The organism is Amycolatopsis sp. cg5 (genome assembly GCF_041346955.1).
Taxonomy (GTDB): Bacteria; Actinomycetota; Actinomycetes; order Mycobacteriales; family Pseudonocardiaceae; genus Amycolatopsis.
This window is the reverse complement of the sequence record NZ_CP166849.1, coordinates 8,691,685-8,709,509: the sequence shown is the minus strand read 5'-3', so window position 1 is coordinate 8,709,509 and position 17,825 is coordinate 8,691,685. Positions and strand designations below refer to the sequence as shown.

General features: G+C 68.0%; 12 protein-coding genes. 6 read left to right on the top strand and 6 right to left on the bottom strand.

Features of this window, described 5'->3' with window-relative positions:
- Positions 1-67 precede the first annotated feature (67 nt).
- The 3 genes from lysS (at position 68) to AB5J62_RS39490 (ending at position 2,941) form a co-directional block, all read left to right on the top strand.
- Positions 68-1,576, top strand: a complete 1,509-nt coding sequence (gene lysS / locus AB5J62_RS39500) for a lysine--tRNA ligase (protein ID WP_370945141.1) — start codon at positions 68-70, stop codon at positions 1,574-1,576.
- 159 nt (positions 1,577-1,735) lie between these two features.
- The gene (locus tag AB5J62_RS39495; RefSeq protein ID WP_370945140.1) at positions 1,736-2,083 is read left to right on the top strand and encodes an Lsr2 family protein; all 348 of its coding nucleotides are present in this window, start codon (positions 1,736-1,738) and stop codon (positions 2,081-2,083) included.
- A 276-nt stretch (positions 2,084-2,359) separates the two neighbouring features.
- Positions 2,360-2,941 carry a TIGR03086 family metal-binding protein gene (locus AB5J62_RS39490; RefSeq protein WP_370945139.1) on the top strand — a complete coding sequence of 194 codons (582 nt, stop codon included), beginning with the start codon at positions 2,360-2,362 and terminating at the stop codon, positions 2,939-2,941.
- Positions 2,942-3,384: 443 nt separating this feature from the next.
- On the opposite strand, the gene AB5J62_RS39485 is transcribed toward AB5J62_RS39490, so the two are convergent.
- Positions 3,385-4,185, bottom strand: coding sequence for an iron-sulfur protein (locus AB5J62_RS39485; protein WP_370945138.1), 801 nt, complete (start codon positions 4,183-4,185; stop codon positions 3,385-3,387).
- A gap of 394 nt (positions 4,186-4,579) precedes the next feature.
- Between AB5J62_RS39485 and AB5J62_RS39480 the strand changes: the two genes are divergently transcribed.
- Together AB5J62_RS39480 and AB5J62_RS39475 are read left to right on the top strand one after the other, a co-directional pair.
- Positions 4,580-7,132 carry an ATP-dependent Clp protease ATP-binding subunit gene (locus AB5J62_RS39480; RefSeq protein ID WP_370945137.1) on the top strand — a complete coding sequence of 851 codons (2,553 nt, stop codon included), beginning with the start codon at positions 4,580-4,582 and terminating at the stop codon, positions 7,130-7,132.
- Positions 7,133-7,202: 70 nt separating this feature from the next.
- Positions 7,203-8,330, top strand: coding sequence for an Hsp70 family protein (locus tag AB5J62_RS39475; protein ID WP_370945136.1), 1,128 nt, complete (start codon positions 7,203-7,205; stop codon positions 8,328-8,330).
- 152 nt (positions 8,331-8,482) lie between these two features.
- Here AB5J62_RS39475 and AB5J62_RS39470 read toward each other — a convergent pair whose 3' ends face one another.
- The 3 genes from AB5J62_RS39470 to AB5J62_RS39460 all read right to left on the bottom strand — a co-directional run bounded on the left by AB5J62_RS39470 (position 8,483) and on the right by AB5J62_RS39460 (position 12,607).
- A complete protein-coding gene (locus tag AB5J62_RS39470; RefSeq protein WP_370945135.1) occupies positions 8,483-9,934 on the bottom strand; it encodes an alpha/beta hydrolase in 1,452 nt (483 codons plus the stop codon).
- Positions 9,935-9,982: 48 nt separating this feature from the next.
- Positions 9,983-11,059 (bottom strand): sorbosone dehydrogenase family protein, encoded by a 1,077-nt coding sequence (locus tag AB5J62_RS39465; RefSeq protein WP_370945134.1) that lies wholly within the window; start codon positions 11,057-11,059, stop codon positions 9,983-9,985.
- Positions 11,060-11,167: 108 nt separating this feature from the next.
- Positions 11,168-12,607 carry a M1 family metallopeptidase gene (locus AB5J62_RS39460; protein ID WP_370945133.1) on the bottom strand — a complete coding sequence of 480 codons (1,440 nt, stop codon included), beginning with the start codon at positions 12,605-12,607 and terminating at the stop codon, positions 11,168-11,170.
- A gap of 146 nt (positions 12,608-12,753) precedes the next feature.
- Here AB5J62_RS39460 and AB5J62_RS39455 point away from each other — a divergent pair, with 146 nt between their 5' ends.
- A complete protein-coding gene (locus tag AB5J62_RS39455; RefSeq protein ID WP_370945132.1) occupies positions 12,754-15,924 on the top strand; it encodes a BTAD domain-containing putative transcriptional regulator in 3,171 nt (1,056 codons plus the stop codon).
- 130 nt (positions 15,925-16,054) lie between these two features.
- On the opposite strand, the gene AB5J62_RS39450 is transcribed toward AB5J62_RS39455, so the two are convergent.
- Complete coding sequence (locus AB5J62_RS39450; protein WP_370945131.1) at positions 16,055-16,855, bottom strand: ABC transporter permease; 801 nt, start codon at positions 16,853-16,855, stop codon at positions 16,055-16,057.
- Positions 16,852-17,814 carry an ATP-binding cassette domain-containing protein gene (locus AB5J62_RS39445; RefSeq protein WP_370945130.1) on the bottom strand — a complete coding sequence of 321 codons (963 nt, stop codon included), beginning with the start codon at positions 17,812-17,814 and terminating at the stop codon, positions 16,852-16,854. The genes AB5J62_RS39450 and AB5J62_RS39445 overlap by 4 nt, the downstream gene beginning before the upstream one ends.
- Between the last annotated feature and the right edge of the window lie 11 nt (positions 17,815-17,825).

Below are 17,825 nucleotides of genomic sequence, written 5' to 3'. Positions count from 1 at the left end.
GACGGCCTGTGCCGCAAAGAGGTAATCCGGTTGGCGTAGCCGAGTGGCGTGTTCGTACGCTATACCCATGACCGAAATCCCCGTGTCCGAACACGCGCCCGAAGACGACCTGCCCGAACAGATGCGGGTGCGCCGGGACAAGCGCGACCGGATAATCGCGGAGGGTATCGATCCTTACCCGGTCGAGGTCCCCCGAACGCACACATTGGCGCAGGTGCGCGCCGCGCATTCCGATCTTCCCGTCGATGTCGCCACCGGTGAGAACGTCGGGGTGACCGGCCGGGTGATGTTCATGCGCAATACGGGCAAACTGTGTTTCGCCACCCTTCAGGAAGGCGACGGCACCCAGCTCCAGGCGATGCTGAGCCTGGCCAAGGTCGGCGAAGACGCGTTGAACGCGTGGAAATCCGATGTCGACCTCGGTGACCACGTATTCGTGCACGGCGAGGTCATCACTTCCAAGCGCGGTGAACTCTCCGTGATGGCCGACGCCTGGCAGCTCACCTCGAAGTCGCTGCGGCCGCTGCCGGTCGCGCACAAGGATCTTTCCGAGGAAACCCGCATCCGGCAGCGTTATGTCGACCTCATCATGCGGCCGCAGGCCCGCGACGTGGTCCGCACGCGGGCGGGCGTGGTCCGCTCGCTGCGCGAATCGTTCCACCGCCGCGGCTTCCTCGAGGTCGAGACGCCGATGTTGCAGAACATGCACGGCGGGGCCGCTGCCAGGCCTTTCGTCACCCATTCCAACGCGTTCGACCAGGAGCTGTTCCTGCGGATCGCGCCTGAGTTGTTCCTCAAGCGCTGTGTGGTCGGCGGGATCGAGAAGGTCTTCGAGATAAATCGAAACTTCCGGAACGAGGGAAGCGACTCTTCCCACTCGCCGGAGTTCGCGATGCTGGAGTACTACGAAGCGTATGCGACCTATGACTCCAATGCGGTGATGACCCGTGAGTTGATCCAGGAAGCCGCCGAGTCCGTTCTGGGCACGCAGATCGTTACTCTGGCCGACGGCAGTGAGTACGACCTTTCGGGCGAGTGGACGACGTTGCGAATGTATGACTCGTTGTCCGGCGCACTCGGTGAAGAGGTCACTCCGGAGACGCCGAGTGGCAAGTTGCACGCATTCGCGCAAGCGCGTGGCATCGAGGTCGACCCGAAGTTGGGCCACGGCAAACTGGTCGAGGAACTGTGGGAACACCTCGTCGGCGATCATCTGCACGAGCCGACATTTGTCCGGGATTTCCCGGTCGAAACCTCGCCGCTGACCAGGCAGCACAGGTCACAGCCCGGAGTTGCCGAGAAGTGGGACCTCTACATACGCGGATTCGAACTGGGTACCGGGTACTCGGAGTTGGTGGATCCGGTGGTGGAACGGCAGCGTCTTGTGCAGCAGTCGATGCTGGCCGCGGCCGGTGATAGTGAAGCCATGAGCCTGGATGAGGATTTCCTCCGCGCCCTGGAGTACGGAATGCCACCGAGCGGCGGTGTCGGAATGGGTATCGACCGGTTGCTGATGGCGCTGACCGGGCTGGGTATCCGTGAGACGATCCTCTTCCCGCAGGTTCGGCCCGAATAACCCCCGGCGGAGTGATAGATCCGTTCGGGCAACTATCCCCAATCGAGATTTGCGTTATCGTGGGGCAGAGGGTATTAATGTCGTAGACAATGGCTTCTGTCTCCGGGGCATGCCCCGTCCCGATCAATCGAGCAAGCCCCCAAGCAGGAGGAAACACCGATGGCACAGAAGGTGCTCGTCTCTCTCGTCGACGATCTTGACGGCACGGAAGCGGAAGAGACCGTCGAGTTCGGTTTGGACGGCGTGAGCTACCAGATCGATCTCTCTGGTGAGAACGCCGAGGAATTGCGCGACGCGCTCGCCCAGTATGTCGAGCACGCCCGCCGTGCCGGTGGCCGTAAGCGCGCCGCCATTCGCCCGACCGCCAAGGCCGTCGCCCGTCCCGCCACGGTCGACCGTGAGCAGAACCAGGCCATTCGGTCATGGGCCCGCAAGAACGGCTTCCAGGTTTCCGACCGCGGGCGTATCCCGTCCGAGGTCGTCGAGGCTTACCACAAGAAGAACTGAGTTCGCTGCGGCACGCTTGCGCCGCACGATCGGGCAGCCCAGCGGGCCGCCGGGAGCAATCCCGGCGGCCCGCTGTCTTTTGTCACGTGGTTATCAATGCCTTTATGACACGGCAATCGTGTAATCGATGTCCCGGAACGCATGATCCGCTCGCGCTCCGTCATTGACCCGGTACAACGCAATCTTGTCGGTCTCGGCCATCGGGATCGATCGGGCAGCCGAATAACTGACGCGTTTGTCCAAGACAGGTCTTCGGCCCGTGTGCGCTAATGGGGCATGGCCGACCTGTACCTCTCGATGACCTCCGCCGCCGACGCGTTCAAAACCGTCGTGACGGCCGTGCGCGAAGACGATCTCGCCAAGCGGACACCGTGCGACGACTACACGGTGCGCGCTCTGCTGAACCACCTTCTTTATTGGGGACCCTGGCTCGTGGCCGGCGGGCGCAAGGAGCCCGCGCCCGCCGTCGAGGGCGGCGAGACGGACAACGACCTGACCCGGTCCGACTGGGCCGCCGCGCTCCGGAAGCAAACTGACGAACTGACCGACGTATTCGGCAAGCCCGGCGCGCTCGACGGAATGTCGAAGATGGGCTCGGTCGAGATGCCGGCCTCGGTCATCGCCGGAATGGCACTCGCGGAACTCGCGCTCCACGGCTGGGACCTCGCGGTCGCCACCGGACAGGAACTGACCATCGACGAGGACACGGCCGCCGACCTGTATGCCGCTGTGGACGCCATGGCAGAGCAGGCGCGGGCGATGGGTGTCTTCGGGCCGGAAGTGCCCGTGCCCGCCTCCTCGTCGACGCTGGACCGCGCGCTGGGCCTCGTGGGACGCGACCCGGCGTGGCGCCCCTGAGGTCAAGGCTCGTGAGTGATACGGCCGGTTCTATTGAGCGGAAACCCAAAGGTGACGCGTTGGCCGCGGTCGCGGGCTCGCCGGGCACCAGGTCAGGGAGCGAGCGGGTGTGAGTGGTGACTCTGCTGCATCGAGCGGAGCAGAGTTACCACTCGCGGATAGCCGTGGGCTGTGGTGTGTGGGATAAAGCCCGCTTTACTCCGCGAGGTCGTGAGTGTTGCGGGTGTGAGGGCTGAAGTGAGGGGACCCCTCGGTGTGTATGTCGCACCGAGGGGTCCCCTCGCTTTACACCCGCGGGCGAGGGGAAACCCTGCTGCATCCAACGGAGCAGGGGTTCCCCTCGCACCCCCGGTGCGACCCGCGCCTTCGTGACCACACGAACGGACGTGTCCGAACACCAACACGCCACATTCGCCCTTCCCCTCAATAACCGGTCTAAACACTCACGACTGCTTGGGGGTTGAGCGCGGGCAGCCGTCGCACTCGGGCGTCGACGGCAAGAGATACGAGAAGCAACAGCTCTCCAGACGGCGCGTCCACTCGCGTTCGGGGGTGAGCCGGAGCGTCGAGGCCGCCGTGAGCGGCGCGTGGCGGGAGCCGAGCACCAGCGCGGCGTCCGCCACGCCCGCGTCCGGCTCGCCAGCGGACCACAGCGCGGTGTCGAGCGCGTCCGTGGCGGCCGCCCAGAGCGACCGCCTGCCGAGGCGGCTCAGCGGGCCGTACGCGTCGACGAACCGGGTGGCGTGCGCGAGGTAGCCGTCGCGCAGCGCGGCGGCGAGCTCCTGCTCGTCGGCGACGACCGTGGCCTCCGGGCGCGCGGCGGCGGTGTCGGACGGCAGGCAGTGGAAGCCGTCGCCGAGCAGTGCGATCTCCGCCGGGTGCGGCCGGTCGTCCGACAGCCGGAAGGCGAGCTTCGACACGGGCACCCGGCGCTCGTGATGGAACAGCACCGCGGCCGCGCGGGCGGGAACGTGCAGGTACCAGGACGCGATCCAGGCCGCGACTGTCCGTGCGGGCACCTCGTCGTACTGCGTGCCCAGCCAGTCCGCGAGCCTGCCCTGCCAGGCGCGGAGCCGCTCCGGGGCGTCGAGCAGGTCGTCGCAGCGCAGCCAGCCCGGCGCGTCCGTCATGCCGAACCGGAGGCCGCTGAGCTGCTGGATTCGCTCGATCCGGTGGACCGAGGCGGCGAGTCCGTCGAAATCGAGGTCTTCGCCGGAGCCGCACGAGGCCCGCTGGGAATGCATGACGGGCCCCCTCGGCTCCCTCCCGACGGCGACTCTCCGTGACCAACCGGGGCAATGTGTTAGGCGTGCCTAACCTTACATAAGGGGCCGCTTTCCGCCAAGCGGGTGGGATTCTCACTGCTCGGACGCCTGTTCGCGCTGAGCGGACAAGGGGTCTCGCGCGGAATCGCGGGTGAACCCGGCACGTTAAGGGTTGACGTAGAGGTACAGGTCAACCGGATGATGGACCCGCGCCCCGGTTGAAATCCGAGTGGCGTGAACAGGCCGCAAAGGGCCGTAGTGGTACGCCAGCGCGACCACATGGCTACTAGAGTGGTCTTACGGTGCTGAATCCATCGCGGTGAAAGCACGACGATGGACTAGGGCCGCCGGCGCAGCAGTCGAGGGAGTGCACATGTTTGAGAGGTTCACCGACCGCGCGAGGCGGGTGGTTGTGCTGGCTCAAGAAGAAGCCAGGATGCTCAACCACAACTACATCGGCACCGAGCACATCCTCTTGGGTCTGATCCACGAGGGTGAGGGTGTCGCCGCCAAGGCGCTGGAGTCACTGGGTATCGCGCTGGAGGGTGTCCGCCAGCAGGTCGAGGAGATCATCGGCCAGGGGCAGCAGGCCCCGAGCGGTCACATCCCCTTCACCCCGCGTGCCAAAAAGGTGCTGGAGCTGTCGCTGCGCGAAGCGCTGCAGCTCGGCCACAACTACATCGGCACCGAGCACATCCTGCTCGGGCTGATCCGCGAGGGCGAGGGCGTCGCCGCACAGGTGCTCGTCAAGCTCGGCGCCGACCTCAACAGGGTCCGCCAGCAGGTGCTGCAGCTCCTGTCCGGCTACCAGGGCAAGGAGCCGCAGGAATCCGGCTCCGGCCGTGGCGAGGGCACCCCGTCGTCGTCGCTGGTGCTCGACCAGTTCGGCCGCAACCTGACCGCGTCGGCCCGCGAGGGCAAGCTCGACCCGGTCATCGGGCGCGGCAAGGAGATCGAGCGCGTGATGCAGGTGCTCTCGCGCCGCACCAAGAACAACCCCGTGCTCATCGGCGAGCCCGGCGTCGGCAAGACCGCCGTCGTCGAGGGGCTCGCGCAGAACATCGTCAAGGGCGAGGTGCCCGAGACGCTCAAGGACAAGCAGCTGTACACGCTGGACCTCGGCTCGCTGGTCGCCGGTTCGCGCTACCGCGGTGACTTCGAAGAGCGCCTCAAGAAGGTCCTCAAGGAGATCAAGACCCGCGGCGACATCATCCTGTTCATCGACGAGCTGCACACGCTCGTCGGCGCGGGTGCCGCCGAGGGCGCGATCGACGCGGCTTCGATCCTGAAGCCGATGCTCGCCCGCGGTGAGCTGCAGACGATCGGCGCGACCACGCTCGAGGAGTACCGCAAGTACATCGAGAAGGACGCCGCGCTGGAGCGCCGCTTCCAGCCGATCCAGGTCGGCGAGCCGTCGCTCGAGCACACCATCGAGATCCTCAAGGGCCTGCGCGACCGGTACGAGGCGCACCACCGCGTCTCGATCACCGACTCCGCGCTGGTCGCGGCGGCCACGCTGGCCGACCGCTACATCAACGACCGGTTCCTTCCGGACAAGGCGATCGACCTGATCGACGAGGCTGGCGCCCGGATGCGCATCCGCCGGATGACCGCTCCGCCGGACCTGCGCGAGTTCGACGAGAAGATCGCCGACGTCCGCAGGGACAAGGAGTCGGCCATAGACGCTCAGGACTTCGAGCGTGCCGCGCGCCTGCGCGACGAGGAGAAGACCCTCCTCGGCCAGAAGGGTGAGCGGGAGAAGCAGTGGAAGGACGGTGACCTGGACGTCGTCGCCGAAGTCGACGACGAGCAGATCGCCGAGGTCCTCGCGAACTGGACCGGGATCCCCGTGTTCAAGCTCACCGAGGAGGAGACCACCCGCCTGCTGCGCATGGAGGACGAGCTCCACAAGCGCATCATCGGCCAGGAGGACGCCGTCAAGGCCGTCTCCCAGGCGATCCGGCGTACCCGTGCCGGCCTGAAGGACCCGAAGCGGCCTTCCGGTTCGTTCATCTTCGCGGGCCCGTCGGGTGTCGGTAAGACCGAGCTGTCGAAGGCGCTGGCCGCCTTCCTGTTCGGCGAGGACGACGCGCTCATCCAGATCGACATGGGTGAGTTCCACGACCGCTACACCGCTTCGCGGCTCTTCGGTGCCCCTCCGGGCTACGTCGGCTACGAAGAGGGCGGGCAGCTGACCGAGAAGGTGCGGCGCAAGCCGTTCTCGGTGGTCCTTTTCGACGAGATCGAGAAGGCGCACCAGGAGATCTACAACACGCTCCTGCAGGTGCTCGAAGACGGCCGCCTCACCGACGGCCAGGGTCGCACGGTCGACTTCAAGAACACGGTGCTCATCTTCACCTCGAACCTCGGTACCTCCGACATCTCCAAGTCGGTTTCCTTGGGCTTCGCGTCCGGCAACGACCAGGGCACGAAGTACGAGAAGATGAAGCAAAAGGTCAACGAGGAAATGAAGAAGCATTTCCGTCCGGAGTTCCTGAACCGGATCGATGACATCATCGTGTTCCACCAGCTGACCAAGGACCAGATCATCCAGATGGTCGACCTCATGGCCAGCCGGGTGGAGAAGCAGCTCAAGGCCAAGGACATGGAGCTCGAGCTCACCGAGAAGGCGAAGGCGCTGCTCGCGAAGCGCGGCTTTGACCCGGTGCTCGGCGCCAGGCCGCTGCGTCGCACCATCCAGCGTGAGATCGAAGACCAGCTGTCCGAGAAGATCCTGTTCGGCGAGATCCAGCCGGGCCAGATCATCGTGGTCGATGTCGAAGGCTGGAGCGGCGAGGTCGAGGACCGCGACGACGAGGCGAAGTTCACCTTCCGCGGTGAAGCCCGCCCGACCGCCGTCCCGGACAGCCCGCCGGTCAGCATCGCGGCGAGCGGTGAGGACGCGGGCGAAGCCGACGCCGGCTGAGTCTGTTAGGCACTGAGAAGAGCGGCTCCCCTTTCCGGAGGGGAGCCGCTCTTTTCGTATGATCGATTCCATGGACGTGCTGGGGATCGATTTCGGGACTTCGAGCACGGTCGCGTCGATAGCGGTCGGCGGGCAGTTGCCGCGCCCGATCGAATTCGACGCCTCGATGACCATGTCTTCGGCGATCTTCGTCAACGACGACGGCACCCTCGTCGTCGGCCGCGAAGCCGAGCGCAAAGCCAGGCTCGACCCGAGCCGATTCGAGCCCAACCCGAAACGCCGCATCGACGAGGGCACCCTGCGCCTCGGCACACATGACGTCCGCGTCACCGACGCCTTCGCCGCGGTACTCCGTCGCGTCCGGGAAGAGGCCGAGCGCGCGCTCGGCGGCCTTTCCCCCGGCCAGGTCCGCATCTCCCACCCGGCGCGCTGGGGCACCGCGCACCAGGCCGTGCTGCGCGAAGCCGCCGCGCTGGCAGGCTTCGGCGGGACCATGCTCCTGGTGCCCGAGCCGGTCGCGGCCGCCGCGCACTACTCGGCGACAGCGGGCCGTCCCCTTGGCCCGCTGGCGGTCTACGACCTCGGCGCCGGCACCTTCGACTGCGCGGTCGTGCACGGCTTTTCGGTGCTGGCCGACGACGGTTTCGCCGACCTGGGCAGCATCGACATCGACGACGCCTTGCTGATGCACATCGGCCGTGAGGTCTCGCACCGCGATCCCCAGCAATGGCAACGAATCCTGCGCCCGGTCAGCACATCGGACCGCCGTGACCGGCGCGCGCTGCTGCAGGATGTCAAGGGCGCCAAGGAAAGCCTGTCGCGCCACACCTCGACGGCCGTTCCGATGCCCGAACCGTTCCAGGACGTGATGGTCACCCGCGTGGAGCTGGAAGCCTTGGTACGCCCCAGTTTCCTGCGCAGCGCGGAACTCTTCGCGGCGACGATCCGGGCCGCCGGGCTCACGCCGCGACAACTGGGTGGCGTCTACCTCGTCGGCGGGCCGAGCCGGATGCCGCTGCTCGCTTCCCTGCTGCACCACCAGATCGGCATCCCACCTGCCACCCGCGACCAACCCGAAACCGCGGTCGCGCTGGGCCTGCACCACGTCCCGGCGGCCGGTGGCTTCGGAGACCTGACGGTCCCGGCCTTCGCCCCGGTCCAGCCGCCCGCGCACCCGCCCACCCACCGCCCCTGGTGACAGCCCGCCTAAAAAAATCCCAATGCGTCGTTCGGTCCCCAGCAGCTCCCCAATGCGTCGTTCGGCACCTGGCAGGTCCCCAATGCGTCTTTCGGTCCGTAGGAGGGGCCAAAAGACGCATTGGGATTTTTTTGGCCTGGTCGGGCTCGGGGTCAGGGGGTGGGGTTGTCGGTGCAGCGGGTACCGGGGGCCGGGAGGGTGCGGTCGACGAGGTAGGCGGTGATGGCCGCGCGGGCGCAGGGGCTGTGGCCCTGGCCGGAGTGGCCTTCGCCGACGAAGGTGAGGAGGCGGGCGTTGTCCAGGGTCCGGGAGAGCGCGATGGCGTCGCGGTAGGGGGTGTCCGGGTCGCCGGTGGTGCCGACGACCAGGATCGGGGCCGAGCCGGGTGCGTTCCAGGGCCCGGGGTAGCGGCTGGCGCGCTGGGCGGGCCATTGCTGGCAAGCGTTGGCGTGGGATTGGTCGTAGCCGGGCGGGCCGTAGGCGGCGATCGGGCCGAGGCGTGGGCCGGTGGCGGCTTCGAGCGCGAGGTGGGCGCGCAACGAGAACTTCCCTGACGGGTAGACGCGGTCGGCGCATTCCACCGAGACGTTCGCGGCGAAGAAGCTCGAGGAGTCGCTCAGCGGGTAGAGCAGGTCGCCGGTGCGGGAGGTCGCGGCTTCCTGGAGTTCCGCGGCCAGTCCGCGCCACGCGGATGTGCCGCCGTTGAGCTCGAAGATCATGCTGTACGCCAGCACCGAGCCGTTGGCGAGGACTTTGCCGTCGGCGTCGCGGACCGGATCGCGATCCAGCGAACGGACGAGGCGGTCGAAGGCGGCGCGGGGGTTGCCGTCGCCGAAGGGGCAAGAAGCGTCGCGGGCGCACCAGTCGAGCATGCGGTTGAGCGCGCCTTCGATTTCGACGTACTGCCAGAAGTCGTAGGTGTACGGCCGGTTCGCGTATGCCTCGGGGTCGTAGGCGCCGTCCAGCGCCATCACGCGGATGCGCTTGGGGAAGAGGTTGGCGTAGACCGTGCCGATGAACGTGCCGAACGAGACGCCGAAGTAGTTGAACCGCTCCTCGCCGAGTGCCGCCCGGATCTGGTCCATGTCGCGCGCGACGGACTCGGTTCCGATGTACGGCAGCATGTTCCCGCTGCGTGCCACGCAGGCCGCGGTGAACCGGGCGGCGAAGGCCTGGCCGCGTTCGAAGGTCAACGGCCGCGCGTCCTCGAAGTCCTGCCGGGTCTCTTCGTCCGTCAGGCACTGGACCTGCCCGCTCTGCCCGACCCCGCGCGGGTCGAAGCCGATCACGTCGAAGCGGGCCGCGAGTTCGGGGAACCGGGGCAGCAGGCGTTTGGCGAAGCCGAGCCCGGAGCCGCCGGGGCCGCCAGGGTTGACCAGCAGCGCGCCGACGCGGTGCGCGTGGTCGGTCGCGCGGTGCCGGTTCACCGCGAGCGGGATGGTGCCCAGCGCCGGGTTCCGGTAGTCGCGGGGCACCTGCAGGGTCGTGCATTCGAAGCCGTCGCCGCAGTCGGTCCACGACGTGGTCGTCGCGGCCCAGGCGGGCAAACCGGAAGTGAGGACGAGTAGCGCGGTCAGCACCGCGAGACAGCGGCGGAGAAACATGGATTACCCCCAAGGGGTCACCGGCGCGCGCCGGTGACCCCGGTCAGGTCAATGGCCCAGTGAGACGTGCAGGAACTGCGCGTTGGTATCGTCGGGGATGTTGTTCTTGTCGCCACCGTTGGAGGTGGTGATCCACAGTCCGCAGTCGGGGCTCGGCTCGACGGTGCGGACGCGGCCGAACTTCCCGTGGAAGTAGGCCACCGGGGTGCTGGTGGTCTTGCCGTCGATCTTCATCACCCACAACGCCTCGCCGCGCAGTGCGGACATGTAAATGGTGTCGTGCACGATCGCGATGCCGCTCGGCGACGCGTCGGCGACCTTCCAGGTCTGGACGGGCGCCTTGAACGCCGGGTTCGCGCAGTCGCCGACGGTGCCTTCGCAGAGCGGCCAGCCGTAGTTGCCGCCCTTTTCGATCAGGTTCAGCTCGTCGAGGATGCTGTTGCCGAATTCAGATTCCCACAACCTGCCGTGCGAGTCGAACGCCAGGCCTTCGAGGTTGCGGTGCCCCATGCTCCACACGTAGCGCGCGTTGCCGCCGTTGGCATAGAAGGGATTGTCGGCCACCGGCGAGCCGTCCGGGTTCAGCCGGAGGATCTTTCCGTTGAGGGAGTTGACATCCTGCGCGTTCGCGGACGTCTGGCCGTCGCCGACGGAGGCGTAGAGCTTGCCATCGGGGCCGAACCGCAGCCTGCCGCCGTTGTGGAACTTGTTCTTCGAGATACCGGAGAGCAGCACCTGCTCGGACGCGAGATCCAGTGCGCCGTGCTCGTACTTGATCCGCACGATCCGGTTGTCGGTCTCCGACGTGTGATACAGGTAAACCCAGTGATCCCAACGGAAACGCGGCGAAAGCTCAAGCCCGAGCAGCCCGCCCTCGCCGTTGGTGCCGACGACACCGGGCACCTTGCCCGCGACGGTCTTCGTCTTGCCGTCACGCGAAAGTCGGTTGACGGTTTGCGCATCGCGGTCGCCGTAGAGCGCCGAGCCGTCGGGCAGGAACGCGAGCCCCCATGGCACGTCGGTCTCCGGCGCGATCGTGGTGACTTCGCCGACGGCGTCCGCGCCGCGGCGGGTGGTGGCGGTGACCGGCGCACTGTCCGGGGAGAGGTTCTTCGCGGCGTCCATCGCGCGGACGGTGAACGTCTGCGAGGGGCGACGGCGGAGTCGAGGTAAGGCTAGCAAGGGTCGTGCGCGTTGCGGGCGGTTAGTACCGCCCGCAACGCGCACGAGCCCTTATGGCTTCAACGGACCCGGGTAGAGGTACTCGGGCGCCGGCTTGGCCGGGGTGTAGAACCAGGCGTCGAAGAAGCCCTTGAGGTTCTTGTGCGCGACCTTCTCCACGTACTTCTGGAACTCGGGGAAGCTCGCGTTCCCGTCACGGTGCAGCGACGGCCAGGTCTTCAGCACCTTGCTGAACGCCTCTTCGCCGATCGTGCGACGCAAAGCGTGCAGCGCCAGCGGGCCCTTGCTGTAGACGGCCGTGAACTCGCGCCCGGGGCCCATGTCGTACAGCTTGTTGCCCGGCGAGTTCCAGAACGCGTCGGAGCCGTTCTTGGCGTTCGTGAGGTAACGCGCGTCGAGGTCGACGTTGTCCTTCGCCTCCGACCACAGCCACGTCGCGTAGGACGCGAAGCACTCGTTGAGGCAGACGTCCTTCCACAGGTCGACCGCGACCGAGTCGCCGTACCACTGGTGCGCGTTCTCGTGCACGATCGTGCTCACGTTGCCGGCGCGGCCCGAGTAGATCGGACGGCTCATCGTCTCCAGCGAGAAGCCGATCGGCTCGGCGAGGAAGATGCCGCCCGCCGCGTCGATCGGGTACTTGCCGAACTTCGACGACAGGAAGTCGATGATCTCCGGCAGGCGCGCCTCGGCGGCCTTCGTCGTGTCGGGCGTGCCCGGCGCGTACGAGTTGAGGATCGGCGTGCCGTCGGCCAGCTTGCCGCGCTCGAACTGCCACTTGTCGATGGCGACCGTGGTCATGTACGGCACCGTCGGGGTGTCGAGCGACCAGTAGGTCGTGGTGGTGCCCTTCGGCGACGTGCGCTTGCCGCGCTCCTCGCCGACGGAGATGACTTCCCACTCACTCGGCACGGTCATCGCCAGGTGGAAGGTCGCCTTGTCGCGCGGGGTGTCGTTCACGGGGTACCAGGTGCTCGCCGACTTCGGCTCGCCTGCCGCGAACGCGCCGCCGTTCTTCGCGAACTGCCAGCCGTTGAGGCCGAGCAGCGGGTCGTTGATGGCCTCCGGCACGCCGTGGTACTTGACCTCGGCGAAGAACGGCAGGCCACGCCACAGGGTGAGCCGCGGCGAGATGGTCAGCTCGTCACCCGCGCGGCTGAACTTCGCGGTCAGGCCGTTGACCTTGACCGAGTCGACGGTCAGGCCGTGCAGGTCGAGGTTGAACGAGCTCAGCGACTCGGTGGCGCGCGCGGCGATCTTCGCGGTGCCGGTCAGCTGCTTGGTCGACGGCACGTAGTCGACGTCGAGGTCGTAGTCGGCGACGTCGTATCCGCCGTTGCCGTCCTTCGGGTAGTAGCTGTCGCCTGCGCCGTCACTACCCGGCTTTCCCCCACCCCAGCCGGCGTTCGCCACGCCGGTGCCGAGGCTCACGCACGCCAGTACGGCGACGAACACCGTGGTCCGGCGACGCCAGCGGTTCGGACTAGTCATGAACTCTCCTCAGGTGACTCAATGTGAGCGGAACCTATCCCCTCGGACGGCCGAAAGCGCCGGAATTACCCCGTTCATGGCAAAAGTCCCCACTTAGGTCGGCCCGTAGGGGCACGCGCGGCGCGGCCGTCTGGAAAGCTGGGTTGGTGCAGGTGATACTGCTCGGCCCGGTGCGGCTGACGGCGGAGGACGGCACCCCGGTCGACATCGGCGGGGTGCGCCTGCGCATGCTCCTGGCCAGGCTCGCGCTGGCCGCCGGTCGGCCGGTGACCAGCGAGGCGCTCACGGACGGCCTATGGGGCGCCGAACTGCCGTCGGACTCCGCGAACGCGTTGCAGTCACTGGTTTCCCGGCTCCGCAAGGTGGTCGGCACGGGTATCGAGTCGACTACCGGCGGTTACCGGCTCGACCTGCCCGCCGAGAAGGTCGACGCGCACCGCTTCGAGACACTCGCGGCGCGCGGCAAGCGTGAACTCACCGCCGGCCGTGCCGCAGAGGCCGCCGCGGTGCTCGCCGAGGCGCTCGCGCTGTGGCGTGGCGACGCGCTCGCCGACGTCGCCGACGCGCCGTTCGCACGTGCGCCGATCACCAGGCTGACCGAGCTGCGCGACACCGCGACCGAGGACCTCTTCGACGCGCGGCTGCAGCTCGGCGCGCACGCCGAGATACTCGCCGACCTCGAAACGGCCAGCGCGGCGCATCCGCTGCGCGAGCGGCTGGCCGGGCTGAGGATGCGCGCGTTGTCGTCTGCGGGCAGGCAGTCCGAGGCGCTGGCCGTGTACGAGACGCTGCGCGCGACGCTGGCGGACGAACTCGGCGTCGACCCGTCCGCCGAGCTGCAGCAGACCCACCTCGCGGTGTTGCGTGGCGAGGTCACCGCGCCCGCGAAGGCAGCCGATCACCTGCCGACCCGGCTGACCAGCTTCGTCGGCCGCGAGGACGAGCTCAAGCTGCTCACCGAGCTGCTCTCGGGCAGCAGGCTGGTGACGCTCGTCGGACCGGGCGGCGCCGGCAAGACCAGGCTGGCGACCGAAACCGTCGCCAAGCACCCGGCGAACGCGCGTGGCCGCGTCTGGTTCGCGCCGCTGGCCGGTGTTCGCGATCCGGCCGACGTCGCCGATGCCGTGCTGGCCGCGCTCGGGCTCTGGGACATCCGCATCGCTTCGGAGACGCGTAAGCCGCCGAAGGACCCGGCCAAGCGCATCGTCGAAGCGCTCAGCGGCGGGGACTGCGTGCTGGTGCTGGACAACTGCGAGCACCTGATCGACGCCGCCGCGCGGTTCGCCGATCAGCTGCTCGGCCGGGTGCCCGGACTGCGGATACTGGCCACCAGCAGGGAACCGCTGGCCATCGAGGGTGAGACGCTGTGCTCGCTCGGGCCGCTGGCGGTGCCTGGTGACCGGCTCACGGTCGCCGAGGCGACCGAGCTGAGCGCGGTACGGCTCTTCGTCGACCGCGCGCGCTCGGTGCGGCCGGGCTTCGAGCTCACCGAGTCCACAGTGGACGCCGTGGCCGAGATCTGCCGCAGGCTGGACGGCATGCCGCTGGCGCTGGAGCTGGCCGCCGCGCGGCTGCGCTCGATGACCGTCGACCAGATCGCGCAGCGGCTCGACGACCGATTCCGCCTGCTCACCTCCGGCAGCCGCGCGGCGCTGCCCCGCCAGCGCACCCTGCGCGCGGTCGTCGAGTGGAGCTGGGACCTGCTCGACGACGCCGAGCGCACGCTCGCGCGCAGGCTCAGCCTGTTCGGCGCCGGTGCGGGGCTCGCGGCCATCGAGGCGGTCTGCGCTGGAGACAGCCTGCTCGCCGAGGATTGCGTTTACGTCGTCGGATCGCTGGTCGAGAAGTCCATTGTGGACGCTTATGTCGCCGACAACGGCGATCCCCGTTACCGGATGCTGGAGACCATCAGGGCCTACGCGGGGGAGCGGCTCGCGGAGGCGGACGAGGTCGAGCAGACCTGGTCGGCGTTCACCACCTATCACGCCGAACTGGCCTGCGAGATCGAGCCGAAGGTCAGGACGGCCGATCAGCTGTCCGCGATCGCGGTCTACGACGTCGAGCAGGACAACATCATGGCGGCGCTGCGCCACGCCATCGACACCGCGGACGCGCCGCGCGCGTGCGACCTGTCCGTGTCGATGTTCTGGTTCTGGATACTGCGCGGCCACAACGAGCGTGCCCTGTCGACCATGTCGGAGCTGCTGCCGCTGCGCGACGGCATGCCCCGCGACGCCGCCGCCTCGATCAGCGCGTTCCACGCGATGAACCTCAGCATCCCGATCGTGCCCGACGGCCTCGACGTGCGCGCGATCATCGACGAATGCGTCGACAGCGGCGCGTATGCCCGATTCCCCGGGCTGAGCATCGCGCTGCCGATGCTCGCGTTCTTCACCCACGACCTCGATCTGGCGATGCGCGAGGTCAAGCGGTCGATCGGCAGCGACGACCCGTGGGCGCGCGCGGCAGGTCATTGGATGGAGAGCTTCATCCTCAACGACCGCGGCGACGTCGAGGGCGGCTATCGCGCGCAGACCAGGGCGCTGGAGCTGTTCCAGGAGATCGGTGACCGGTGGGGCACCGCGATGACACTCGGCATGCGTGCCGAGGCGCTTTCGCAGGCAGGCGACGGCGCCGGCGCGATCCAGATCTACGAGCAGGGCCTGGCATTGGCGCTGGAGCTCAATTCCGACGACGACATCATCCAGCAGCGCTGGCGGCTCGCGCTGGAACGCGCCCGCGCGGGCGACCACGACGGCGCCTGGCACGAGGTGCGCGGCGCCGAGGCGGTCGCCGAGCGCAGCGGCAACCTGCAGCTGAACCTGATGGCGTCGTTCGGCAGGGCCGAGCTGCTGCTGATGACCCGCGACCTGGAAGCCGTGCGCGTCGAGATCCAGCGCTTCAAGGAAGTCGAGTCGCTGCTGCCGTTCCCCGGCGAGATCGGCGACGAGTGGCTGGCCGCGCTGGAAGCCAGAGTGGCGGTGCTCGAAGAGGACTGGGACACCGTCGAGGACCGGCTCCGCAAGGTGTGCCGGTCGACCGTCGACCGGCACGACATGCCGGACCTCGCGCGTGCCGTCGAAGTGCTGGCCCAGCTCCGATTCGGCCGACGCGACGCCGCGGCCTCGGCGACCGCGCTCGGCGTGAGCGAAGTGATCCGCGGCCGCTTCGACTTCGGCAACCCGCAGCTGCGCGCCCTCGTCCCCCAGCTCGAAGCCGAACTCGGCGCGGCAGGGTACGCCGAGCACTACCGCCTCGGCTCCGCACTGTCCAAACCGGACGCAGTGGACTGGACCATCCGCCAAACCGGCGCCTGACCCAGGAAAAAAATCCCAATGCGGCTTTCGTCAGCTTTTGCACCCCCAATGTGGCTTTCGTCAGGTTAGAGCTGACGAAAGCCACATTGGGACGCTGGAACCTGACGAATGCCGCATTGGGATTTTTTGGCTAGACCCGGCGGCGGTAGGCCCACATGGCCAGCGGGAAGAAGACCGCGACCAGGCCAGCCATCCAGCCGAACGCGCCGAGCAGTGGCCCGGCGAACTCGCCGCCGTTCATCAGCCCGCGCGCGGCGTTGGCCATCAGGCTCACCGGGCTGATCTCGGCCCAGGCCCGCAGCCAGCCGGGCATCGTGTCGGCGGGCGCGAACACGTCGCTGCCGAAGGTCAGCGGCATGAGGAAGACGAACATCACGCCCTGCACCGCGCCGGGCGTTTTCATCAGCATGCCGACGAACACCGAGATCCAGCAGGTGCAGAGGCCGAACACGAGCAGCAGCGCGATCGTGACCAGCAGCGACGCGAAGTCGGTCTGCAGGCGGTAACCCATGACCGTCGCGACGACCAGCAGCACGACCATGCACACCACGTAGCGGACCAGGTCGGCCAGCACCGCGCCGATGAGCGGCGCCGACCTGGCGATCGGCATGCTGCGGAACCGGTCGAACAGGCCCTTGCTGACGTCGGTGTTCAGCGAGGTGCCGATGGTCATGCTGGCCTGCAGGATGTTCATCGCCATCACGCCGGGCACGACCCGCTGCAGGTAGGCGCCGATGTCGCCGTTCGCGATCGCGCCGCCGAAGATGTAGACGAACATGACGAGGAAGGTGATCGGCATCAGGGTGACGTCGATCAGCTGCTCGGGGTTCTTGCGGATCTTGAGAACTCCGCGCCAGGCAAGGGAAATTCCGTCCTGAAACACCCTGGCGGGGCTGAGGCGCAACGGCGCCGACGCGGTCATCGTGGTCATACCAGGCTCTTTTCGGGTTCGGCTTCGGCGGGCTTTCCGGTCAGTGCCAGGAAGACCTCGTCGAGGCTGGGCAGGCGCAGCGCGAGCTCGTCGGCCGTGATGCCGGCGTCGTCGAGCCGTCTGACCAAAGTGGACAGCAGAACTGGGTCGGACACGGGCGCCGTGAGCAACCCGGTGTCCTCGCTGCGGGACGGCGCCACGCCGGTCAGCTCGGCGAGTATCCGGCCGACGGCGTCGAGGTCGGCGAGCGAACTCGGCCGCACCTGCAGGGTCTGGCCGCCGACGCGGCGCTTGAGCTCGTCGGCGCGGCCGTCGGCGACGACGCGGCCGTGGTCGAACACGGTGATGCTGTCGGCCAGCTGGTCGGCCTCTTCGAGGTACTGCGTGGTCAGCAGCACCGTCGAGCCGTCGGCGACGAGGCGGCGCACGACCGTCCACACCTCGTTGCGGGCGTGCGGGTCGAGCCCGGTCGTCGGCTCGTCGAGGAACAGCACGGCAGGCCGCCCGACCAGGCTCGCGGCCAGGTCGATCCGCCGCCGCATGCCCCCGGAGTAGGTCTTGACCGAGCGCGACGCCGCGTCGGTCAGCTCGAACTGTTCGAGCAACTCGACCGCGCGCGCCTTCGCGTCACCGCGCGAGAGCTGCAGCAAACGGCCGATCAGCACCAGGTTCTCGGTGCCGGACAGGTCCTCGTCGACCGAGGCGTACTGCCCGGTCAGCCCGATCATCTGCCGCACCCGCACGGGGTCCTTGACGACGTCGAAGCCGCCGACCGTGGCGTGGCCCGCGTCGGGCCGCAACAGCGTCGCGAGAATCCGGACGGCCGTGGTCTTGCCCGCGCCGTTCGGCCCGAGCACCCCCACCACCTTGCCCTCCGGCACCTCGAGGTCGACCCCAGCCAGCGCCTTCGTGGCGCCGAATTCCTTCACCAGGCCTTCCGCCCGGATCGCATGAGACATCGTGTGTCCTC